The organism is Geobacillus sp. PK12 (assembly GCF_004123125.1).
Lineage (GTDB): Bacteria > Bacillota > Bacilli > Bacillales > Anoxybacillaceae > Geobacillus > Geobacillus zalihae.
The window spans coordinates 57,683-82,049 of record NZ_SDKL01000007.1; the positions used below are offsets into that span (position 1 = coordinate 57,683).

Sequence of the window (24,367 nt, forward strand, 5' to 3'; positions counted from 1 at the left end):
CTCCCCCTATCATTCCACAAAAATCAATTCGTTCAAAAAATAGAGCATCGTGAAGCGATTCAGGCGCAATCGATGTGCCTCCCGCAAACTCCGCTCGACTAATTGTGGATCGATTCCGAGTTGTTCCGGAGCGATGGCTCCTCCTACTTTCGCTAACATTGTCCGAATACGCTCTGGGGAGGGCAACGATTCGAGCAGTTCCCGAATAGAAGCCGTATTGGCTTTGAGTCGTTCCCATGTGGCTTCGTCCATTGATTTCGGTCGTTTTTCTAATTCGTTCAACAACGGCCAAAACACGCGTTGATAGTGCTCAATGATGATCGGAGTCGATACGCCTACTTTCGCCCCGTGAAGCACTTGCCGTTTTTTCTGACGCAAAAACTCCATTTCCCAGTAGTGGGACAGATGGTGTTCGGCGCCGGAAGCCGAGTACGATTGCCCCATCAGCAACATGGCAATGCCTGACTGCAACAGCGCATCCATTAAGACACGAATCCCTTGTTCACCGCCAGCGGCAATGTCATCGATATGATCGACACACGTTTGCAACGACTGTTCCGTCAACTGATGAACGAACGGGCAATACGGCTCGTCCGCCATCCAATGGGCAAACTGCCAGTCAGCCAATGACGTATACTTCGCCACCATATCACCGAACCCAGCAGCGATCATCTCTTTCGGTGATTGGCACAACACACCCGTATGGGCAAACACTGCGATCGGCGCCTGTGCTTGAATGGTCTTTTTCACCCCACGAATGATGAGCGGAGCGCCCATCGACGTAAATCCATCGACTGATGGAGCGGTGGGAACGGAAATAAACGGAATCCTCATTTTATAACTGCTAAAACGGGTGATATCATGAATCGTTCCCGCTCCTACAGCAATCAAAGCGTCGACATCGTTTGGCGTTTCCAGCAACACTTGCACGATCGAACGTTCATCGGCGATGACATCCCCATTTTCGTCGGGTTGAACAAGGCATACCGTGTAGCGAATCGATCCATTTTCCAACTGATCGCACAATGAACGTTCCGCCGCCGCAAACGTATGATCATCAGCCACAATGGCCACCCTCTCATACCGTTTATGGCGCAAATAGGCAACAAGCCGCGCAAACGCCTCACGCCCCACAACCATCTGTTCAATCGGAATATCATAATGGCGATGTCCACAACCGCACTGCCTCGCCAGTGAAACAACCTCTTCCAGCGTTTGATTCACCACATGACCCCCTTTCCCAGCCCGATGATGTCATAAATCGAATCAATCACATAATCGGGCCGTTCTTTTTCCCGCAACATATCCAATTGGCTTCGCTTTGTATTTCCTGTCAACACAAGGGCGGTTTTCATGCCATACATCCGCCCCATGCGAATATCCGATTGCACACTGTCGCCGATGACAAGACAGAGGTCGGGCGGAACTTTCAGCTGCCGCAAAGCTGCTTCAGCCATAAAGCAAGAAGGTTTTCCTAGCACGACTTCCACTTTTCGGGCTGTCGCCGCCTCAATCGCCCCCACCATCCCAGCGACATCAATGGCATTTCCATGTTCGTTCGGAAACATTTTATCGATGTTTGTCGCAATCATTCGCGCCCCGTGGTGGACAGCGCGAAACGCCAAATCCAAATCTCGGTACGTCATCGTTTCATGCAACGTGATGACAAGAAAATCCGCTTCTTCCGGAACTGGCGCCAACGGCACCTGGTAATGCTGCAGCTCTTCGTGCAGCCCTTCGTCGCCTAACGTCCAAACTTGGCATAGCGGATAATGCGCGCGCAAAAATTGGGCCGTTACCGTTGAGGATAAAATGATTTCCTCTTCCGCCGCCGCAATCCCGAACCGCCTAAGCTGTTCATGGCACATGCGCCGCGACCAATTGCCACGGTTGCTGACGAACACAAGGCGTTTTCCAAGAGAGCGGAGATAGGCAACCGCCTCATCCGCCTGGGGAATGAGTTCATTTCCCCTCCATATCGTCCCATCAAGGTCAATCAACACCCCTTCGATTTTCTCCATCAAGGGCAATCCGCCTCCCATCCGCCTATGATGTCCGCACGCCAAACCGATAGACCGTCGTTGATACTCGCTCCTTGCCAGTCGGCAATACGATCGAGGGAAACTGTGGATGGTGAACCGCATCCGGCAACCCTTGCGTTTCTAAGCAAATGCCCAAATATTTCCGCGACAGCACACCACCTAAATCCAACCCTTCCGGCAACTGGTTCGACGTGTACACGACGACGCCGACTTCATCCGTCTCGACGGTCAATATCCGCCCACTCTCTGGATCGGAAAGCACAATCTCTTTGTCATGATGCCGGTCGAGCCAAAACGGATGGTCATAGCCTCCGCCAACGAGTTCGATTTGCGGATGCCCGGATTCGACCGCCTCCCGTACCGTCTTTCCTTGCCGCAAGTCAAACGGCGTGCCAGCGACATCCAAGACGCGCCCGGTCGGAATCAGTTCCTCATTCAGCTCCAACACACGCGAGCTTTGGATCGTCAGCATGTGATCCAAAATATCCCGCTTGCCGTTGCCGCTTAAGTTAAAATACGTATGGTTCGTCAAATTGATGAGCGTCGTTTTGTTCGAACGGACCCGGTACGTGACGGTCCATTCGTTGTCATTGTTAAGCCAATATTCCACCTGAACATGAACCGTTCCCGGATATCCCTCCTCCCCGTCCGGGCTTGTGTACGAAAAAACGACCCCAACCACATCATCGCGCTGAACCGGTTCCGCCTCCCAAAGCACGCGATGGAATCCATTCGGGCCGCCGTGCAAGTGGTTGTTGTTCTCATTTTTCGCCAACCGGTACGTGACGCCATCAAGCTCAAAACTCGCCCCTTGAATGCGCCCCGCCACCCGGCCGATCACCGCGCCAAAGTAAGGCGCATTCTCCACATACGGCTCAAACCGATCAAACCCAAGTACGACATTTTCGATGTTGCCGTTTCGGTCGGGAACGCATAGCCTCGTGACAACGCATCCATAGTTCATCGCTGACAATTCTACATCGTGGTCATTGATCAATGTAAACAAAAGCACGTCTTTTCCGTCATATCCAGCCCATTTCTCATATGTCACTTTCATGTTGCTTCCCCTTCTTCCTTATAACCTTACGATGTTTCCTGTCTTCATCGATGTGCGGCAAGCGTCGAGCGCCCGCGCTTGTTTGATCATGCGCTCTGGCGAATACAACAGCGGTGTGCCTTCAAGAATGGCGCGCGAGAAGTGCTCGATTTGCAACGCGTATTGATCGCCTGACACCATCTCTTCCCTTGCATTCCCGTCATCGGCCACAACGGTGATTCTGCCCTCACCGCCATTGACATCCGGCCGATACGCCCGCGAGACAACGATTTTTCCCTTTGTGCCGACCACTTCGTATTCATTTTGCGGAAACATCTCAAAACTGCACGTGAACTGCGCAAGGACACCGTTGTCCATCTTCATCCATCCATTCGTCGTCACATCCACCGAACGGTGCGGATCAAAACGGGACTGGATAAACAGCTCGACCGGCTCAGCATCAAGTATATGTCTGGTCGAATGGACGCAATAGCAGCCGACATCGAACAAGCTTCCCCCGCCAAGCTTAGGGTTCATGCGGATATTCGTTGCCTGGTCTTGCAAGTAAAAGGAGAAATGGGCGCGCATGTACTTGACTTCACCAATCTCGCCAGCTGCCAGAAGCTGTTTGACTCGCTCATGCTGCGGATGAAACTGGTACATGAACGCCTCCATGAATAAAACGCTGTTTTCCTCGCATACCTCTATCATACGCCGGACATCCTCTTCACATAAGGCGGCCGGCTTTTCACAAAGCACATGCTTTTTCTTCTTTGCCGCTTTGATCGTCCATTCGGCATGCATACTGTTCGGAAGCGGAATATACACCGCATCGATGTCACGATCATCGAGCAGCTTTTCATAGCTATCATACGCCTTAGAAATTCCGAGCTCCTGCGCTACCTGATCTGCCCGCCCGCTTTCACTGGCGATCGCCACCACCTCGGCATAATCCGCCCGATGAATGGCAGGAATCATCACGTCTTTCGCAATGGCGGCCGTACTTACGATTCCCCAGCGGGCTTTGCGTTCCATTTTCGGCCCTCCTTCCTGTTTCTCAAAGGGATAGGCTGGCCCTCAGACCAGCCTTCATTTCCTTATCGTTTTCCTAAACGAATAACATTCCACGATAACTTCGGCAACATGGCCGACATTTTCCCACCGGACAGTTGGGCATCGCCGTTATGATGTGGGACAACCGGGGAAGATTGGGCCGAATTCGTTTGTTTCACGTTGTCATGTTCCAAAACGATATGTTCAATGACACGGTAGTCTTCAAAGCTGCGAACATCGCATTCCAGCAACAACGCGTCTTCCATATCACGGTTGACCGCAAAAATCGTCACTTCTTCTTTTTCTTCATTGTAAACAGCGATCGACTCTAAATACGGAACATCTGTGAAGTCTTTGCTGTCGTATTTCGGACTTGAAATGACTGGGTGCAACGCCACTCCTCTGCCGTAAACCGAGGCATGCATAAACGGATAGTAAATCGTTTGCTTCCATGCCGGACCGTTCTTTTCCGTCATGATCGGTGCAATGACATTCACTAATTGAGCCAAGCAGGCAATTTTCACCCGATCGGCATGTTTCATGAGCGTAATAAGCATGCAGCCGACAAGAAGCGCATCTTCAAAGTTATAAATATCCTCCAACAGAGGCGGCGCGACGGTCCATGGTTCAATTAACTTATCTGCCTCATTCGAGTGGTACCATACATTCCATTCGTCAAACGAAAGGTGGATCGTTTTTTTGCTTCGTTTTTTCGCCTTCACATAATCGGCGATGGCGACAACCGAACGGATAAAATCATCCATTTCCAGCGACAACGCCAAATAATTGGCCGTATCATTGTCCCGGTTTCCATAGTATTGATGGAGAGAAATATAGTCGACATGGTCATACGTATGGTCAAGAACCGTCGCTTCCCATTCCGCAAACGTTGGCATATTTCGGTTTGAGCTTCCACACACAACAAGTTCAATCGTCGGGTCGACCCACTTCATCACTTTGGCCGCTTCACAAGCGATTCGTCCGTACTCAACCGCCGTCTTATGGCCGATTTGCCACGGACCGTCCATCTCATTGCCCAAGCACCACGTTTTAATTTTATGAGGCTCTTTGTAGCCGTGGGCAATGCGCAAATCGCTGTAGTAGGAGCCCGACGGGTGGTTGCAGTATTCGACTAAGTTGCGCGCCGCATCAATGCCACGCGTCCCTAAGTTGACGGCCATATTCACTTCAGCTCCGACCATCTTGGCCCAATCCATAAATTCATTCAAGCCAATTTCATTCGTTTCCACCGACTTCCACGCCAAATCAAGCCGACGCGGACGCTGCTCTTTTGGCCCCACTCCATCTTCCCAGTTGTAACCGGACACAAAATTCCCGCCCGGATAGCGGATGATCGGCACTTGCAGCTCTTTGACCAGCTCGATGACATCTTGCCGGAACCCGTTTTCATCAGCTTGCGGATGGCCCGGCTCATAAATCCCTCCATATACAGCGCGGCCGAGGTGCTCGATAAAAGAACCATAAATGCGTTTGTCGATGTCAGCGATTTTGAAGTCTTTTTCGATGATCATTGTTGCTTTTTTTGCAGCCATCTGCCACTCTTCCTTTCTATTTTTTATCAACTTGTCAATCTATTCTTCCCTTCCCCATTTCGCCCTTCCTGGAAACGGGCAACATTCCTGCTTCCATTTTGCCTGATAATGGACAAGATACCCGCTATAAGCGCAAGTTGTCCCATATTGGAGAGAGGAACAACTTTGGCATATATTAACCCTTTTCTCATATATGTCATCGGAAACGAGTGATGAATGATCAATTTGTTTGAGGAGCTGATCCATCATTTCCTGTGTGACGATGACGCTGCCCGCGCAGTCTTGGCACCAATTTTTTTCTTCCATATTTTCCGCCGCCTTTGTCTTCATTGTCGTTCAATCAAAGCCGCTTTATTTTCAACAATCGCTAAAGTGACGACAGACATGGGCGGAAGTTTGGCCATCAGTGTATGTTGGCCGAGCTCTATTTGACGGAACGGTTCGGGCTTCACTGCATCCGGCTTTTCAAATGTATTATGGGCATTCATCTCATTCGCTGTTAACATCGTGCCGAATACTTGCTTGCGTGCGAGGCTGTCTCCACGAAACTCTAAATCTACTACCGCCTCATTTCGATGATCAATATTGCATAAACTGATATGGACAGTTCCTTCCCCGTTCTTGGATGCAGTGATGCTTACTTGCGGCAACGTTTCCCCGCGATGCTCATACTCGGCACATGAAGACTCTATTGCCAACAACTCGGCATCTTGGTGAACCTTATACATGTCAAACACATGATACGTAGGCGTGAGAATCATTTGTTCCCCTCTTGTCAAAATGACCGCTTGCAAGACGTTAACCGTTTGCGCGATATTCGCCATTCGCACTCGATCACAATGGTTATGGAAAATATGAAAATGGAGAGCTGCGACAAGCGCATCACGGATTGTATTTTGTTGATATAAGAATCCCGGATTCGTGCCCGGTTCTACGTCATACCACGTTCCCCATTCATCCACAATGAGCCCGACGCGCTTTTCCGGATCGTACTTATCCATAATCGTGCTATGCCTCGTAATCAATTCATCTATATATAATGCTTTTTTCAATGTAATAAACCACTCATCTTCTGTAAAATCCGTGGCGGAGCCTTTCCCGAGCCAAAAGTCCCCTGGAATTGTATAATAATGAAGGCTCAACCCATCCATAAAGCGGCCGGCATTTTTCATTAAAACTTCTGTCCAGTAATAGTCATCTACATTCGCACCACAGGCAATTTTATAAATTTGATTGTCCCCGTAATTTCTGACATATGTTTGATAGCGGCGATACAGGTCGGCGTAATATTCAGGGCGCATATTCCCTCCGCAGCCCCAGTTTTCATTCCCGACCCCGAAATATTTCAACTTCCACGGCTTCTCCCGCCCATTCTCCTTGCGCCAATTCGCCATTGGCGATTCTCCATCAAATGTCATATACTCAATCCATTCTGACATCTCTTGAACCGTGCCGCTGCCTACATTGCCGCAAATATAAGGCTCGCATTCAAGCATTTCGCATAACATCATAAACTCATGAGTGCCGAAATGATTGTTCTCAATCACCCCTCCCCAATGGGTGTTAATCATTTTTTTGCGCTGCTCCCTTGGGCCAACCCCATCCTTCCAATGGTACTCATCCGCAAAGCAGCCGCCCGGCCACCGCAGAACCGGAACTTTTATGTTTTTCAACGCTTGCAATACATCGTTGCGAATCCCATTTGTATTCGGAATCGGAGAGTCTTCTCCGACCCAAATTCCTTCATAAATGCAACGCCCAAGATGTTCCGCAAAATGGCCGTAAATGTTCTTGTTGATGGTTCCTTTTGGCATGTCAACGTTTATTACAGCTCTGTTTCTCACAATACCCCTCCCATTCCTTTCATTAATGTTATGTAGACATTTGCTTCACCGGTGTTAGATTATAATTTGTACGTACCATATAAGACATTAAACAAAGTTAAGGTATATTTGTACGTATAAATTTCAATTCAATTGTATCACAACCTTTCTTTTTTTCAAGGGGGCTTTCAAAATTTTCGAATCGTTCGCAACACCTCTGCTTTGCCGCCCTATCCATCGATGGAGATGTGAACCCCCTTGGAAAAAGCCAAGGGGACTTCGCTGATTTATTCACTCGTTTGCGCCAAGTCAGTCACTTGGGAAGGAGTTAACGCGCCCTCGTAAATGCGCAGTTCGTCAATCAATCCTTTGAATGGAGGGTCCCACCAGTTTACCCCTAGAGCGAAGCTTGCGTTTGCGCCGGTGAAGACATCCGGAAAGTTTGTGCCGCTGAATTTTTCCACGCCGTTTATATAAACTTTAACCGCGCCGTTATCGACCGAGAACGCTAAATGTGTCCACTGACCCGTTGGGATTTTCCAAAAAGTTCGACCATCATACCATGGCGAGCTTCCTGACCATAGCATCGTATTGCCGTCCCAACCTTGCGGAACGAGGCTTATCCAATGGTTAGGATCCTTGGCGCCAAAGAAAGTTGTCGTATGCGTGGTTAATTGTTCCGGTTTCACCCAAAGCGACACCGAATATTGGTTGCTTGAGACCAAACCGTCCGGCAAGCGGATGCCAGATTGTCCGTTCAATACGGCCGCTTTCCCGATCTTGCCGTCTGCATAAGCGATCGTGCCGCCCTCGTTATCGATTCTATTGCCAGTAATCGTACCTGGTCCAAAATTGCCCGTACTATCGCTTAAGTCATTGTTATCAAAACTGTAATGCGCAGTTAACTTCGCTTCCTCGTAGGGCAGTACAGTAATGTGAAACACTTTCGTCGCTGTGGCATCTCCTTTCGTAATCGTCGCCGTAAGGGTAGCCGTAACAGGGGCTGAGCCGACTTCCGGACGATGAACGACTCCCGTCTCGGAAACCACCTTTGCGTCCGAAGTGGTCCACGAAATTACCGTATGCCTTGTTCCCTCGGTGGGAAGATGTAAGTTGGAAACCACGTGATCGGTATCACCAAGATCCAAGTCACTCGCGACATCCTCTACAATTTCCTCATCTGTTTTATCAGCCAGTTTGCTCCCCCAGATCGAGACACCTTCATTTGAAAGAGCGGTAAAGGCCATGACATAACGTTTGGAAGTGGGATCCCATTGACGTACAAATACCCCGTCATACGTTTCTCCATCGATTGTGATTTCTGCTTGATTATGTCCGATTTTTCTCCACGTCCCAGTGGCATCCCCGGAAATGGTGTTATTTCTGTTCAAGCGTACAAATATTTGCTTTTTTATGTCAGCCGAATAGTCTTTCCCGTGATTGATCAATTGATATTCCCCAACAACATCTTGCTTGTTGACTTTTTCAAGCTTTTCGCCTGCATACCGATATGGAGCTACAACCGGCCATCCATTTTTATTCATAAACATTTGATGGACCCGGACTTCATGATACTCACCCGATTGCGGAAAACGAGTATGAAAAACTAAAAATTGCTGGCCAGTTTTGCGGTCCAAATAAACAGAGTTATGCCCCGGAGAGACATACCCTACGCCGATTCCCGTCCCAGGATCCCCTACTTTTCGTTCGAATAAGAAGTTCCCCATAATTTTATTGCCATAAGGGGAGTTATCAACTTCTCCGGGCAAAACGGCACTTTGCCCCTTTGCATCTACGTAAGGTCCTGTCGGGCTAGTTGACCGAAACTGTCTCATGTTATAGCCGCCGTCCGCTCCTAACCAACCGTATGTGACATACAAATAATAATAGTCTGTATTTTTATCGTAGACGATGTACGTCCCTTCTCCTGATTGATAATACCCGTCCGCGATCTTTATGCCGAAATATCGGTCAACAAGCCGTCCATCGGGAGTTTTTCCATCTTTGCCAGGATAGATCGGCTTGCCAGTCGTTTTGTCCATCGGCAGGACAAAAATACCGCCAGACCATGATCCGTAAGCCATCCAAAGGTTTCCTTTCTCATCATAGAACAAATTGGGGTCAATAGCGTTAGGAAAGTCTCGATTATTATACGATCCATCATTATGAAACCAATCGGCCCGCACCCCTTTCAATTTTCCTTGCTCGATCAATTTAGGAATATTCGTATTCGTCCATTTTTTATTGATTTTGCTGTTGGCATCATATGCTTCCTCTTTAGTAAATCCGGAATATACAATTGTATCCACATACTTATATGGGCCTTCGATATGCTTAGACACCGCATATCCGATGGCTGACCGAATGTAAGTGGACGAAACCGAGTAATAAATCATATAGGCTCCTTTTGTGCCGTCTTCATTGACATAGTCTTTGTTCCAAAAAACATCCGGAGCCCAAACCGCAAAACCGCCCTTGCTGTCGGCATCATTTTCACCCGCCCATTTAAACGAACCAGCCAAATTCTTTGATAAATCGCCATATAGCTTATTATTTGGTGTTGTGTAGCCATTAGTAAACTTCTCCCAATTCATTAAATCTTTTGACTTGGCGGCCTCAATATGGGAACCAAAAATGTAATACGTATCACCGTCTTTCACAATCGATGGATCATGGACAGATACATTTGTAAATTGGGGATCCTTTACCTTTTGATTTTGCCGGACATTCTCTCCTGTATGCTTCTCTTCTCCCCTCCCTAGCGTTGCGCTGGACAAACATACGGCAACAATTAAAAGAAACAGAGCGATTCCTTTCAAACTTCTCCTTTTCATCCTAAGCACCTCTTTTTCATGCTAAACCTCTATCCTTTAATCCCTGAAATAGCAATCGATTCAATAATTTGTTTTTGGAAGATGACAAACACAATAATCATAGGCAACAGAGCGACTACGGAAGCCGCCATAATTAACGGATAGTCACTTTGAATTGCAAAATTGGCGTTAAAGCTAGCAATCACCAATTGCAATGTTTGCTTTTCCGGAGAATTCAGATAAATAATAGGCGCTAAATAGTCATTCCATATCCCCATAAACCATAAAATCAATTGTGCAGCAACAGCCGGCCGAATTAAAGGGAGAACAATTTTATAATAAATTTGGAAATATGAACATCCATCAATTTTTGCCGCTTCAATAATGGAATCAGGTATGCTGCTTAAATATTGTCTGAGAAAAAAAATCATCATAATATTTCCAAACAATCCTGGAACAATTAATGGCAATAGCGTATCCGTCCACTCAAGGCTAGAAAACATGATAAACTGCGGAATCATAACCACTGGATAAGGAATCATCATTGAAGTCAACAATAAAAGAAAAATTTTATTTCTTCCAGGGAATCGCAACTTGGCAAATGCAAATGCCGCTAAACTGGAAGTAAATGTTCCGACTACCGTTACCGTGACAGCGACAATCAAGCTATTGATCATCCCCGAAAGCAAAGGACCTTTTTCCCATATCTCGATATATTTTTCAAAATGTATCGTTTCCGGAATCCACTTTGGCGGCAAAGAAAATACATCCTGCTTATCTTTCAAGGACGTCGATACCATCCAGAGCAAGGGCGCGATCATAAAAACGGCTCCCACAGATAAAAGGAAGAAAAGCACTAAGTTGATGATGCGGTTTTTTTTCGCCACCGTATTTACGTTAAGTTTCGCATTTTTTTGCACAACTGCTTCCATAACGATCCTCCTAATAAGAAAATGCATTAATCCATATCAAATCTTGACCGCTCATTCAACCGGAATTGAATATACGTGACGATAAATATAAAGATTCCGAGGATTACAGCCATAGCGGATGCATATCCTAATTGGAAATTCCCAAACGCTTTTTGCCAAATATACCAAACAATCGAGGCCGAGCTAAACTCCGGCCCTCCGTTTGGCGTCATCACGTCAATTTCCGTAAAAATTTGCGCCCCACCAATTACTGAGGTGACAATAATAAAGAAGGTTACGGGCTTCACCATCGGCAGCGTAATATACCAAAAAGATTGCAACGCGTTAGCCCCATCCAGCTTTGCCGCTTCATAAAACGTTTTTGGCACGCTTTGCAAAGCAGCCAAATAAAGCAACATAGTATACCCTAATCCTTTCCAAACGGCCATAATAATTAACGCAGGTTTGACAGTGTGAACATTCTGAAGCCAGTTAGGCCCTTTGATGCCAAAAAAACCTAAAAACTGATTAACTAATCCATAATCCCCATTATACGCCCATTGCCACAATATGGATATCGCAGCAATTGAAGAAATAACAGGAATATAATAAATCACGCGAAAGACATTGGTTCCAGGAACCCCTCTATTCAGTGCCAAGGCCAGCAGAAGAGACAGCACCACACCGATAGGGATGCCAATCATCATAAAAATCGTGTTATACATAGCTTTGTAAAAATATTCATCTTTAAACAAGGCTTTAAAATTGTCCAGCCCTATAAAATTCATTTGCCCAAGCCCGTTCCAATCGGTAAATGCCCCATATAAAGAGTAGATAGATGGAACAAAAGTAAAAACAAGGAATCCTATCACCGGAGCGGAAATAAACAAGTATGCATAAATTTTTTCCTTTCGATACAAGGACGATTGATGGCTTCTTCTCCGCTTCACGCCTCTCCCCTCCTTCAATATCATAAGAGTATTTCATCCGCAGGCTAATAAACAAATACCGGTGTTATTGGCACAACACCGGTATTCACCTGTTTTCTCTTGAACAATTGTCATTTTTTGCTTGCTTGTTTTTCTTGTTCGATTGCCTGATCCAACAGCTTTTGCATTTTCGGCTTTGCTTTCTTTACGTACTCTTCAGCGGACATTTTTCCATCTAAAACTGGTTGCAGATTGCGATAAAACTCGTCGTACCATTCACCGTTGTACGTATATTCTGTCGGAAATGAATGCCCATAATCATTAATGATATCCAAAAATTCCTGCTTGTTTGCCGGCTTAATGGAAGGATCTTTTGCCCACTCTTCAGCTACTTTCACAGAGTTCGGCAACTGTACACGCTGGTCAACAAGCGCTTTCTGTCCCTCTGGATCAGCGGACAAATATAATGCTAACTCTACTGCCTCTTTTGGATGCTTGGTCATGCTTGACACCCCGATTCCAAGCGACCCAACCCAAGTAGCCGGTTTGCCAGTCGAACCTGCAGGCCATGGAATCAAATCATACTCAAATTTGATTTGTTGGTCAAAAGCAGCTAAATCCCAAGGACCTACAGGGAAAAAGCCAAGTTGCCCTCTCAACCAGCGTTGATACGTATCCAATGTCTGCGCCTCCGCAATCGATGGGGTGACCTTATATTTATTCTGCATGTCAGCAAAGAATTGGAGGGCTTCGATAAATTTCGGATCGTCAACGGTAACTTTCGTTTTGCTTTCATCAATCCAATCGGCACCATTGCTCCAAACAAACGCTTGCAACGTCCATGTGGCATTTAAACCTGTTCCCCATTGGTCGAGCTTCCCATCGCCATTCGTGTCTTTGGTTAGTTTCTTACAAACATCAATAAATTCTTGCCATGTATATGGTTTATCTTTATCTGGAAGAGGAATCCCTGCTTTTTCAAACATCGTTTTATTGTACCCGAGTGCAAACGGTCCTAAATCTTTCGGCAGCCCATAAAGATTTCCCTGACCGACCTTTTCTCCATCAAATCGATATTTATTTACCCCTTTTTCCCAAATATCTTGGAGATTAACACCTTTTGAGTTTTCTACATATTTTGTGATGTCTAATAGTACATTGGAATTCACATAAGCGCGAAGTTCTCCGGGGTTGAAATAAAACACATCAGGTATTTTTCTTCCCGCGATCGCAGCCCGTAGTTTCGTAGCATATTGATCTGGCGACGTAACAACAATATTTACTTTTACATTCGGATGTTTTTCTTCGAATTTTTTCACTACGTTCTTATAAGCTGTTTGCTCTTGGGGCTGTCCCCTAAACATAAACGTCAGTTCTATTTTTTCCCCATTGCCATTGCCGACAGATGCGTTTTTGTCCGAACACCCTACTAAAGCAGAAATCACGGCAAACGCTAGAGCAAGAAAAAGCGTTTTCATTTTTTTCGTCCTCATCATCCAAATCCCCCTTCGACATACTCATTTGCAACCATACTTCACGCCAATCCAAATGTACGAACAAAACACCTTCATATTTCTTAAAATAATGAGCCCCCCTCCTAAATATGTAAGCGTATTCTTTATTCAATTTACATATTAATCTAATTGTTCGTACATGTCAATGATTTTTTTAAATTTTCAACTTATTTTACTTAATTTGTTCGTACATATTATTACATTCTTTGATCCCATCCGTTTATAAAATGTATTCTTTCATAAATCCCTTTAAATACCGGTTGTTTTTTTGAATGGAAGCAAATCCTCTCTCATATGTTTTCTCTGCCTTCAAACTGACAAATACGGCCACCCTTCATCATCCCAATACAAAGGCCGGATTTGCAACGTTGGCTCTCCGTTTTTGAGAGCGTCGTACGCATGGTTTACAAGAATGGCGGAAACCCCCGAGAAATAAACGGCGCAATGCCCTGGTCCTATCCAACGGTCGTTCCCTTCGTCAAGAATCGTGCCGCCTCCCTGCATCATCGATACACCATTTTTGTCTACGTATGGCCCTGTAATGTCCTTTGACCTACCAACGGCGATTTTATACGTGCTTTCAATACCGCGGCAGCAAAAATCAAATGATACAAACAAATAATAATATCCGTTCCGGCACACGATAAAAGGGGCTTCGATCGCATTAGGCTCCTCACCCCTGCTGGCAATCGTCAGCAACTCGGCCTGCGCGGCAGGTTTCATTGTTTCAGTGTCAAGCTGAATCAACTGAATTCCCGACCAAAAAGAACCGAAACTTAACCAAGGTTGCCCTTCCTGATCAAAAACTACATTCGGATCTATCGCATTATAGTTATCGGAAGCCGTTGAATGAATAACGGGACCCATGTCTTTCCATTCATAGTCAGGATCTCGCGGGTCAAGGGTCTGATTGGTCGCCAATCCAATCACCGATGTGTTTTTTCCAAAGGTAGAGACTGAATAATACAGATAGTAAATTCCGTTATAAAAACATATATCGGGCGCCCATAAATGATCTTCGTCTTTTTCTGGAACATACTGCTTGTACCAATCCGGCAACGATGGAAATACCCAGCCCATATTCTCCCAATGAACCCCATCTTCAGATGTTTTGATTTGAATGCCGCTTCCGGTGTGAAAAACATACCATCGACTTCCCTCTTTTGCGATGACTGGATCATGAGCCCATAAATCTCCCTTAAGACTCCAATCCATTTCGTAAAAGTTAACATTGCCAAAGGGGTGAAAATGAACCATTTGCTTAGTCTCCTTTTAATTTGGATTATTTTCAGAACTTTATAACATATTGTTTTAAGCCCAAAACCATTGCTGAGATGGAACATGCCATAGTTTCTCAATTCTTTAAGAATCAAAAAAACAAAGTCTATAACCCTTTCCCTACAGCTGGGGATAATTTCACCAATATCGACTGATGGGGACCTAATTCAAATGCCAGTTGATGTTTAACTAATCCTAGATCCTCTTTGGCCCACAAATCCCTAGCCTTCATAGGTTCCATACATCCTAGATCTTTTAAAGAAACAGAAACAACTGATCGTTTTTCACTAATGTTAAACATGGCGACAAATTGATTTCCTTCAGCATCCTGTGAAGTCCAAACGACATGATCATTCTCCCGATATACTTGCCGTGCTCCGTAGCCATTTTGATGAACGTGTAATACTTCTTCATTTGTTAAAAGAGAAAGCGTCCACTCATCATTATCTCTTAATTCACCGCCAAACATCAGCGGAGATCGAAAAATTATCCATAACGTCATCATCGTACGCTGTTCATCTTTGGTAAATCGGGTCATACGGTCGGTACCACCGCCATCTACCGAACGAATGCCAATATGACCTAATGGCAGCATATCCGCATCTGGCCAATGCCCTAGACCAACAAGTTTACACCATTTATAACATTGCTCAAACATATCATAAAGCAATTCCCATCGATCCCAGAAATCATCAGTCATTCGCCACATATTAGCATTTTCCACAAACAACGTAGCATGATCAAGCGGAGCTGGCCCAGGTGACAGGCTAAGAACCATAGGGCGTCCGCAGCGATCAATTGCCTTACGAATCATTTTGATTTCTTCCGTATGGGTACCATAAAGTTTTGATGCAGCAATGTCATCGACTTTTACAAAATCGACTCCCCATTGCGCATAAAGCTGAAATAAGGAATCGTAATAAGCCTGCGCCCCTTCTTTTCGATGGTCTACTCCATACATATCAGTGTTCCAAGGGCAAATTGAGTTCGTATCCGCAATATCGCGCGCGCCTACATTCGTACCCAAAATTGGTGTATTTTGATGAACAGCTTGACGTGGAATTCCCCGCATAATATGAATACCAAACTTTAGTCCAAGACTGTGGATGTAATCGGCCAGCGGTTTAAATCCCTTTCCTCCCTTGGCCGATGGAAACCGATTTACCGCCGGCATCAAACGTGAATATTCATCCATCTCTAATGGGACAAACGGACGGTAAATTGACGAATTGGCGCCGGGTTCATACCACTGAATATCGACCACAACATATTCCCATCCAAATGGTTTTAAGTATTTTGCCATATATTCCGCATTTCCTTTTACTTCATCTTCCGTAACTGATGCCCCATAACAATCCCAGCTATTCCATCCCATTGGTGGGGTTTTTGCCCACTGATAGTGATGCATACTTGCATCTCCTCTCTGCACATCCTTATTAGAATAAGAGGACATGAGCCCTCCCCTCAAGTCAGCCCATGTCCCCGATGCCACGTCATATTACGGATCTGCACATGAAATCTTACCGTCCCCTCCAAACCACCTCATTCCACCTCAGCTCGTTTTTGAACGACGAGACGGATGTCTGTTCATTGATCACGACACATTCAATCCTTGCCATTTCCGCAAAGTCTTGCAACTGTTCCGTTGTAACCGCAAACGAGAAGCACGTATGATGCGCGCCGCCGGCTAAAATCCATGCTTCGGCCGAATCGCGGAGCGACGGGCGCGGTTTCCATAAAATGCGGGCAACCGGCAATTTCGGCATGTCGTGTTCTGGTTTCACCGCATCGACTTCATTGACGATCAGGCGGAACCGATGCCCTAAATCGATCAACGAGGCATTGACGGCTGCGCCCTCGCCGCCATCAAACACCAAACGGGCCGGGTCTTCTTTTCCGCCGATCGAAAGCGGGTGCACTTCGATTCTCGGCCGGGTTGCCGCGATGGTCGGGCATACTTCGAGCATATGCGCGCCAAGAATCATTTCGTTACCCGGCTCGAAGTGATACGTGTAATCTTCCATGAACGACGTCCCTTTGCCGTCGGCCATGACTTTCATCAACCGGACGAGTGCGGCTGTTTTCCAGTCGCCTTCGCCGCCAAAGCCGTAGCCTTCCGCCATGAGCCGCTGAACGGCGAGTCCTGGGAGTTGCTTCATGCCATGCAAATCCTCGAACGTCGTCGTAAAGGCGGTGAAGTTGCCATCTTGCAAAAAGGCTTTTAAGCCAAGCTCAATCCGAGCCTGTTCGCGGATTGATTCGCGAACCGGTCCATCTTGACGGCCGGCGGGCACAATGTCATACAGCTCCTCGTATTCATCGAGCAACTCATTCACTTTTTGTTCGGAAACATCGCGGATGGATTGGACTAAATCCCCGATGCCATAGCCGTTGACCGACCAACCGAATTGGATTTGCGCTCCGACTTTGTCCCCTTCGGTCACTGCCACTTCACGCATGTTGTCGCCGAAACGAGCAACTTTGAGATGGCGGCTTTCCGCAAAGGCGACAGCTGTTCGCATCCATTTCGCCAGCCGCTCGCGGACGCCTGGATCTTCCCAATGGCCGACGACCACTTTCCGGGCGACTCCCATTCTCGCGCCAATAAATCCGTATTCCCGGTCGCCGTGGGCGGATTGGTTTAAGTTCATGAAGTCCATATCAATGTTGTCCCACGGAATATCACGGTTAAATTGAGTGTGAAGATGCAATAACGGTTTTCGCAACTCCAAAAGGCCGCCAATCCACATCTTCGCTGGCGAGAACGTATGCATCCAGGTAATGACTCCGGCGCATTGTTCGCTCGCATTCGCCTCAAGGCAAACGCGCCGGATTTCCTCTGGCGTTGTGACAACTGATTTGAAAACAAGTGGGAACGGAAACACCGAATCGCGATTCCATTCATTGACCATGATTCTTGAATGTTCTTCGACTTGTTTTAACGCTTCTTCTCCGTACAAGTGCTGACTTCCTGTCACAAACCAAAATTCATAAGGACGTAATGACAGCATCATTGCTCCTCCCTGTTCACGATAAAGTCACAGATTCTTTCGCCGCTCGTGCGGTTTCTTTCCAATGTTTAAGCCGTTTCATGACATCGTTTTCCCCACGGCCGAAGTAGTCATGCAACTTCGTATATTCTTGGTACAACTGCTCGTACATCGCGACATTCTCCGGAATCGGTTTGAACGTCTCTTCACGCACTTTTCCCATGTTTCGCGCCGCCTCAACGATTGATTCATAACCGCCGTTCTCTTTGCCGGCCGCGACCGCCGCGAACATGGCAGCCCCCACTGCCGGGGTTTGCTTCGACGCCGCGATTTTGATCTCGCGGTTGGTCACATCGGCATAAATTTGCATGAGCAGCTTATTTTTTTGCGGCAATCCGCCGCATGCGTACAACTCGTCAACGTTGACACCGTTTTCAACAAACGCATCAATAATTTTGCGCGTGCCAAATGCCGTCGCTTCAAGCAGCGCACGGTAAATCTCTTCTGGTTTCGTTAGCAACGTATAGCCAATGATGAGCCCTGTTAAATCGGTATCGACCAACACGGAGCGGTTGCCGTTCCACCAGTCCAACGCAAGCAAACCAGTTTCTCCCGGTCGGTAGGCAGCAGCTCGTTTTTCCAGCCACTCATGAACGCTGACTCCTTCTTTTTCTGCCGCTTCTTTCACATAAGCCGGAACGCCTTGTTCGACATACCAAGCAAAAATGTCCCCCACCGCCGACTGGCCGGCTTCGTAACCGAAATATCCGGGAATGATGCCGTCTTCCACAACGCCGCACATGCCTTCGACGTATTTTTCTTCTGTGCCCAGCAGCATATGGCAAATCGAGGTTCCCATCGCCATCACCAGTTTGCCTGGCTCGACGACTCCGACGCCTGGTACGGCCGCATGGGCATCGACATTTCCGACGGCGACAGCTGTTCCCGGAAGGAGGCCCATCATAGCGGCCATTTCGTTCGTCAGCACGCCTGCTCTCGTACCAAGCGGAACGATCGGGCCGCGCAGTTTCGTTTCTGTTAAGTGTTCCAGCCGCGGATCAAGCGACCGAAAAAACTCCTTGCTTGGATAGCCGTCCTGTTTATGCCAAATGGACTTATAGCCCGCCGCACAGCTATTCCGGACGATATTGCCGGTCATTTTGAAAATGACCCAATCAGTCGCCTCGAGGAAAAGATCAGTTTGTTCGTAAATCTCCGGATCTTCGTTTAGAATCTGCCAAATTTTCGCAATCATCCATTCGGATGAAATTTTTCCGCCGTATCTCGGCAAAAATGCTTCGCCTCGTTTGGCCGCAATTTCATTGAGCAAGTTCGCCTCATCTTGAGCGGCATGGTGCTTCCACAATTTCACCCAACTGTGCGGACGGTTCCTGAATTCTGGCTTTAGACAAAGCGGCTCGCCAGAAGCATCGACCGGCAGCATCGTGCATGAAGTAAAATCAATGCCGACCCCGATCACATCGGCTGGGTTGACCCCTGACTTTTGCAATACCGTCGGGACAGCGGTCGCCAATACTTCAATATAATCAGCCGGGTGTTGCAGCGCCCAGTCTGGCTCGAGTTGTACGTTCGATTCTGGCAATACTTCATCAATAACTCCGTGGGGGTACGGAGTGACATGGTCCGCAATTTCGTTTCCTTCTAGATCAACAAGAACGGCTCGTCCCGATTCGGTGCCATAGTCAATGCCAATGACATACTTTTTCCCCATCTCGGTCTCCCTCCCTTTACTGCCCATAGTAAGCGTTTGCGCCATGCTTGCGCAAATAGTGGCGATCAAGCAGCGTTTGGCTGATCGGCTGTGCATCTGGATTGAGCATGAATGTTCTTGCCGCCATTTTCGCCACTTCTTCCAAGACAACGGCATTATGAACCGCGTTCGCTGGATCTTTCCCCCAAGCAAACGGGCCATGGCCGTGCACCAAAACACCTGGCATTTGCAACGGGTCGAGAAAGCGGAACGTTTCCGTAATGACCTTTCCAGTCTCTAGTTCATAGGCTCCTTGAATTTCTTCATTGGTCATTGGACGGGTGCACGGAATTTCCCCATAGAAATAGTCTGCGTGTGTCGTTCCTAATGCCGGAATTCCTTTTCCGGCCTGCGCCCAAACAGTCGCCCAAGTCGAATGGGTATGAACAATTCCTCCGATCCCCGGAAATTGCTTATACAACCAAAGATGGGTAGGGGTGTCCGACGACGGTTTTAAGTCCCCTTCCACCACATTTCCAGTTAAATCCACGACCACCATATCATCAATGGTCAACTTGTCATACGCCACCCCGCTTGGCTTAATGACAACCAACCCGCGCTCCCGATCAATCCCGCTCACATTTCCCCACGTAAACGTCACGAGGCGGTATTGCGGGAGCTGCAGGTTGGCCTCTAATACGGCTCGTTTCAATTCCTCAAGCATCAGCCTCCACTCCCTCTATAAAAAAACTCCTCACCTCCATTATATTATTGTACGTACAATTTTTCTATAACTTTTTTTGATGCCTCGTACATTTTTTAAATTTCCTTTGTTGAGTTACGGACAATTAGCTCTGGCCGATAAATGATATCGCCCATTTTATCGACTGATCGTTGTTCGATCATTTGAATGAGCATCTCAGCCGCTTGAACGCCCATTTCTGTTTTCGGATGGCGAATCGTCGTCAATTTCACCTCCGTCGCTGTCGCAAACGTCGAATCATCAAACCCAACAATCGAAATGTCATCGGGAACCGATAACCCTTGTTGGCGAATAACTTCAAGAAGCAAAATCGCCAGCTCATCGTTGTAGCACACAAAGGCTGTCGGGCGCTCCTCTTTCGGCCGTTGCAAAAACTCTCGCGCCATCTCAGACGGCTTTGTCCATTTCTCCTCTGTTGCGTAGGAAAGAAGATACTCCGTGGCCACAGGCACCTCGTGTTGCTGATGGGCGCGAATAAAGCCGCGCAAACGATCCACCCCTTGCAAATCGTCAGTTTTAAAGAAACCGGCAATTCGGCGATGCCCTAAACGAATGAGATGATCGGTCAATAAAAATCCTCCCTGCTCATCGTCCATTTTCACGCATGGACAGCTCACTTCCAAATAACGGGCGTTAATCATAACGTACGGGATGTGAAGGTTGTTGAGCGACAAGTAATAGCCAAGGTTCGGATTCCCTTGTGCGCTTTTAGTCGGCTCGATGATCAGTCCGCTCAACGGCTCCCGGATCATCTCCTCAAGCTGCTCTTTCTCTCTCTGTTTATCGTTATTCGTGCTGGCAAGCAAAAGACGGTATCCTTTTTCCCGTAGCGTCTCCTCCGCTCCTCGGACGATATGGGGAAAAATATAATCGGAAATATAGGTCGTTACGATTCCGATCGTTTTCGTATCCACCTGTTCTTTCGGCTTCGGTCGGGACACAAATGTGCCGCTCCCTTGGATTTTGTACAGCCATCCTTCCTTCTCGAGTTCCCCGAGCGCTTGCCGAACGGTATGTCGGCTTAGTTGAAACTGGTTGGCGATCTCATGCTCGGTCGGAATTTTCTCATCCGGCTTCATTTGTCCGGAAATGATCCAAGATAAAATTTCTTGTTTTAATTGCAGATATTTCGGCAGCGTTTTCTCCTTCATAGTCCACCTCAACGATAAAATAATGAGATACAAATTAATTTTATTATAACAGTTTTTATTTGTCCGTATCATTGCGCTAAGAGCAGACGGCGGAAAATATATGAGGCATCTGTACACGCCCTTTTTCGAGCGAAAGAGAACAATGGGAGAAAACGCTTCAACCCCAAAACCACTTGAAATGCGACTCGTCATATGGATCATATGAACCGATCGAACTCTTTTCGAGCATAAAAGCCCTGTGTCCATTTTTTGACCATTTGACAAAAAAGCCAAGCAATGCGCTTGGCTCTTCACTTTTGCATTAAGCAGCTTTGTTTTTGTTGTAAATATCAAAAGCGACAGCAATAAGCAATACAAGCCCTTTAATGGCCTGTTGCCAGTCAATCCCGAGCCCCAACAAGGACATCCCGTTGTTCATGACACCCATGACTAGACCGCCAATAATCGCTCCGCTAATCGTGCCGATTCCTCCATAAGCGGATGCGCCTCCAATAAAGCACGCCGCAATGGCATCGAGCTCAAACAAGTTCCCCGCTTTCGGCGTCGCCGCATTGAGGCGAGCGGCAAAAATCAATCCGGACAAAGCAGCCAGCACACCCATGTTGACAAACACCCAAAACGTGACACGTTTCGTTTTAATCCCGGACAATTGCGCAGCCTTCTCATTACCACCAATCGCATAAATATGGCGGCCGACGACCGTCCGATTCGCCACAAAGGAATAAGCCATGATCAACGCAGCCAAAATCACTAGAATCGTCGGAATTCCTTCGTATGTCGCTAAAATATAAGTGAAAATCATGATTACAGCGGCAATCACAGCCAGCTTCAAGGCAAACATCGCCGCAGGGGTGACCGCAAACCCATATTTTTTCTGGCTGTTTCGTTTCCTCCATTCCAGTACAACAAATAAGAGAGAAGCGGCGAAGCCGATCACAATGGTGAACAGATGGATCTCTCCTCCATGAAATATGTCAGGGAGAAACCCAGAACTCATATTTTGGAATGTTTTCGGAAACGGGGCGATCGACTGTCCTTCCAAAATGACCATCGTTAATCCTCGGAACAGCAACATCCCTGCTAATGTAACAATGAATGATGGAATTTTTACGTACGCTACCCAAAATCCTTGCCATGCGCCAATCAAGGCACCGAGCAATAAACAAATGAGCACCGTCAACCATACTGATGCATGGTGCTGAACCATCAGAATGCCAGCCAATGCCCCGACAAAAGCTGCCACCGATCCGACGGACAAATCAATATGTCCAGTGATAATAACAAGCATCATGCCAACAGCCAACACTAAAATATAGCTGTTTTGCAAAATCAAGTTCGTAATATTTAGCGGCCTTAACAAAATGCCTCCTGTCAACACTTGAAACAAGAGCATGATCAGAACAAGAGCAATGACCATACTATAGCTTCTTATATTGTTTTTCATCATCTGCCTTAACGATAACTGTTGACTTTCTACAGATGGGTCTGAGGAATGGCGCATTGCTTTTTGCATTGGTGCTTCCATCTTACGCTCCCTCCTGAATCGATGTTTTGGTCATGAGTCTCATCAATTTTTCTTGCGTTGCTTCCTCTCTCGGCACCTCTCCTGTAATTCTTCCTTCACTCATGACATAAATTCGATCGCACATGCCAAGAATTTCTGGGAGTTCGGACGAAATCATTAAAATACCTTTCCCTGCATCGGCTAGCTGCTGAATGATCGTGTAAATTTCATATTTCGCGCCGACGTCAATCCCCCGTGTTGGTTCGTCGAGAATCAAAATATCTGGCTCAGCAAAAATCCATTTGCTTAACACCACTTTTTGCTGATTCCCGCCACTAAGAGCTTCTACTTTTTGAAATACGCTTGGCGTTTTAATTTTGAATTGGTCACGGAATCGCTCCGATTCAACAATTTCTTGATTTTCATCGACCACAAAATGATTTGAGATTTTCCCTAAGCGGGAAAGTGTAATATTTTTCCGAATGTCTTCCATTAGGATGAGGCCATTTCCTTTTCGATCTTCTGTTACATAGGCAATCCCGTTGGCAATGGCCTTGCTGACATCGCTGACATCGATTTTGACTCCGTTTTTCCATATCTCTCCGCTAATTTTCTTTCCGTATGACCGACCAAAGATGCTCATGGCCAATTCGGTTCGTCCCGCCCCCATGAGGCCTGCGATCCCGACAATTTCTCCACTGCGAATCGCTAGATTGATATTATCAAGCACTTTGCGTTCGGAATAAATAGGGTGATATACTGTCCAATTCCTGACCTCGAATATGATTTCGCCTATCTTTGGTGTTCTTGAAGGATAGCGATTCGTTAAATCGCGTCCGACCATTCCACGGATAATCCGGTCTTCGGTCACCTCATCATGTTTCATATCCAACGTTTCAATGGTTTTTCCATCCCGTAAAATCGTGATCGAATCAGCGACTTTCGTAATTTCATTTAATTTATGGGAAATAATAATGGCCGATAACCCCTGTTTTTTCAATTCCAAAAGCAAATTCAGCAAATTTTCGCTGTCATCCTCATTCAACGCTGCGGTCGGCTCATCCAAAATAAGCAATTTCACATCTTTAGCCAACGCCTTCGCAATTTCTACAAGTTGCTGCTTGCCGACGCCAAGTTGGCCGACCAGTGTATGCGGCGACTCCTCTAATCCGACTTTCTGCAACAGCTTTTTTGTTTGAGCGATCGTTTCATTCCAGTTAATGATGCCGCTTTTCGCCCGTTCATTCCCTAAAAACTCACATTTCGCACCCTAACAAGGTCAAAACAAAGGATTTT

General features: G+C 46.7%; 18 protein-coding genes and 1 pseudogene. All 19 read right to left on the reverse strand.

What is annotated here, in order from left to right:
- Positions 1 to 9: 9 nt before the first annotated feature.
- Positions 10 to 1,224, reverse strand: coding sequence for an iron-containing alcohol dehydrogenase (locus ETR37_RS04555; RefSeq protein ID WP_129446959.1), 1,215 nt, complete (start codon positions 1,222 to 1,224; stop codon positions 10 to 12).
- Positions 1,221 to 2,021 (reverse strand): HAD-IIA family hydrolase, encoded by an 801-nt coding sequence (locus ETR37_RS04560; protein WP_129446960.1) that lies wholly within the window; start codon positions 2,019 to 2,021, stop codon positions 1,221 to 1,223. Before ETR37_RS04560 ends, ETR37_RS04555 begins: the two co-directional genes overlap by 4 nt.
- Positions 2,022 to 2,046: 25 nt before the next feature.
- Positions 2,047 to 3,099: an aldose epimerase family protein gene (locus ETR37_RS04565; protein WP_129446961.1), complete on the reverse strand. Its 1,053-nt coding sequence runs from the start codon at positions 3,097 to 3,099 to the stop codon at positions 2,047 to 2,049.
- An 18-nt stretch (positions 3,100 to 3,117) separates the two neighbouring features.
- The gene (locus ETR37_RS04570; protein ID WP_129446962.1) at positions 3,118 to 4,113 is read right to left on the reverse strand and encodes a Gfo/Idh/MocA family protein; all 996 of its coding nucleotides are present in this window, start codon (positions 4,111 to 4,113) and stop codon (positions 3,118 to 3,120) included.
- A 62-nt stretch (positions 4,114 to 4,175) separates the two neighbouring features.
- The gene (arfA, locus tag ETR37_RS04575) at positions 4,176 to 5,684 is read right to left on the reverse strand and encodes an arabinosylfuranosidase ArfA (RefSeq protein ID WP_129446963.1); all 1,509 of its coding nucleotides are present in this window, start codon (positions 5,682 to 5,684) and stop codon (positions 4,176 to 4,178) included.
- 39 nt (positions 5,685 to 5,723) lie between these two features.
- Positions 5,724 to 6,014 carry a DUF6171 family protein gene (locus ETR37_RS19725; protein WP_306418270.1) on the reverse strand — a complete coding sequence of 97 codons (291 nt, stop codon included), beginning with the start codon at positions 6,012 to 6,014 and terminating at the stop codon, positions 5,724 to 5,726.
- Positions 6,011 to 7,498: an alpha-N-arabinofuranosidase gene (locus ETR37_RS04585; protein WP_049777096.1), complete on the reverse strand. Its 1,488-nt coding sequence runs from the start codon at positions 7,496 to 7,498 to the stop codon at positions 6,011 to 6,013. The genes ETR37_RS19725 and ETR37_RS04585 overlap by 4 nt, the downstream gene beginning before the upstream one ends.
- Positions 7,499 to 7,794: 296 nt before the next feature.
- Complete coding sequence (locus ETR37_RS04590) at positions 7,795 to 10,341, reverse strand: LamG-like jellyroll fold domain-containing protein (RefSeq protein ID WP_129446964.1); 2,547 nt, start codon at positions 10,339 to 10,341, stop codon at positions 7,795 to 7,797.
- 29 nt (positions 10,342 to 10,370) lie between these two features.
- The gene (locus ETR37_RS04595) at positions 10,371 to 11,252 is read right to left on the reverse strand and encodes a carbohydrate ABC transporter permease (protein ID WP_013523906.1); all 882 of its coding nucleotides are present in this window, start codon (positions 11,250 to 11,252) and stop codon (positions 10,371 to 10,373) included.
- A gap of 26 nt (positions 11,253 to 11,278) precedes the next feature.
- On the reverse strand, positions 11,279 to 12,181 hold the full coding sequence (locus ETR37_RS04600; protein WP_240673875.1) for a carbohydrate ABC transporter permease: 903 nt from the start codon (positions 12,179 to 12,181) through the stop codon (positions 11,279 to 11,281).
- Between the two features lie 110 nt (positions 12,182 to 12,291).
- Positions 12,292 to 13,653 (reverse strand): ABC transporter substrate-binding protein, encoded by a 1,362-nt coding sequence (locus ETR37_RS04605; protein ID WP_100663879.1) that lies wholly within the window; start codon positions 13,651 to 13,653, stop codon positions 12,292 to 12,294.
- Positions 13,654 to 13,983: 330 nt separating this feature from the next.
- A complete protein-coding gene (locus tag ETR37_RS04610) occupies positions 13,984 to 14,931 on the reverse strand; it encodes an arabinan endo-1,5-alpha-L-arabinosidase (RefSeq protein ID WP_129446965.1) in 948 nt (315 codons plus the stop codon).
- A gap of 127 nt (positions 14,932 to 15,058) precedes the next feature.
- The gene (locus tag ETR37_RS04615; protein ID WP_129446966.1) at positions 15,059 to 16,360 is read right to left on the reverse strand and encodes a glycoside hydrolase family 27 protein; all 1,302 of its coding nucleotides are present in this window, start codon (positions 16,358 to 16,360) and stop codon (positions 15,059 to 15,061) included.
- 112 nt (positions 16,361 to 16,472) lie between these two features.
- Complete coding sequence (gene araA, locus ETR37_RS04620) at positions 16,473 to 17,963, reverse strand: L-arabinose isomerase (RefSeq protein ID WP_129446967.1); 1,491 nt, start codon at positions 17,961 to 17,963, stop codon at positions 16,473 to 16,475.
- A 16-nt stretch (positions 17,964 to 17,979) separates the two neighbouring features.
- Complete coding sequence (locus ETR37_RS04625) at positions 17,980 to 19,674, reverse strand: ribulokinase (protein WP_129446968.1); 1,695 nt, start codon at positions 19,672 to 19,674, stop codon at positions 17,980 to 17,982.
- Between the two features lie 16 nt (positions 19,675 to 19,690).
- Positions 19,691 to 20,377, reverse strand: coding sequence for an L-ribulose-5-phosphate 4-epimerase (araD, locus tag ETR37_RS04630; RefSeq protein WP_129446969.1), 687 nt, complete (start codon positions 20,375 to 20,377; stop codon positions 19,691 to 19,693).
- 95 nt (positions 20,378 to 20,472) lie between these two features.
- Positions 20,473 to 21,567, reverse strand: coding sequence for a GntR family transcriptional regulator (locus tag ETR37_RS04635; protein WP_129446970.1), 1,095 nt, complete (start codon positions 21,565 to 21,567; stop codon positions 20,473 to 20,475).
- Positions 21,568 to 21,868: 301 nt separating this feature from the next.
- Complete coding sequence (gene mmsB / locus ETR37_RS04640; protein ID WP_129446971.1) at positions 21,869 to 23,092, reverse strand: multiple monosaccharide ABC transporter permease; 1,224 nt, start codon at positions 23,090 to 23,092, stop codon at positions 21,869 to 21,871.
- Between the two features lies 1 nt (position 23,093).
- A pseudogene (locus ETR37_RS04645) lies at positions 23,094 to 24,326 on the reverse strand (ATP-binding cassette domain-containing protein); the annotation flags it as partial.
- Between the last annotated feature and the right edge of the window lie 41 nt (positions 24,327 to 24,367).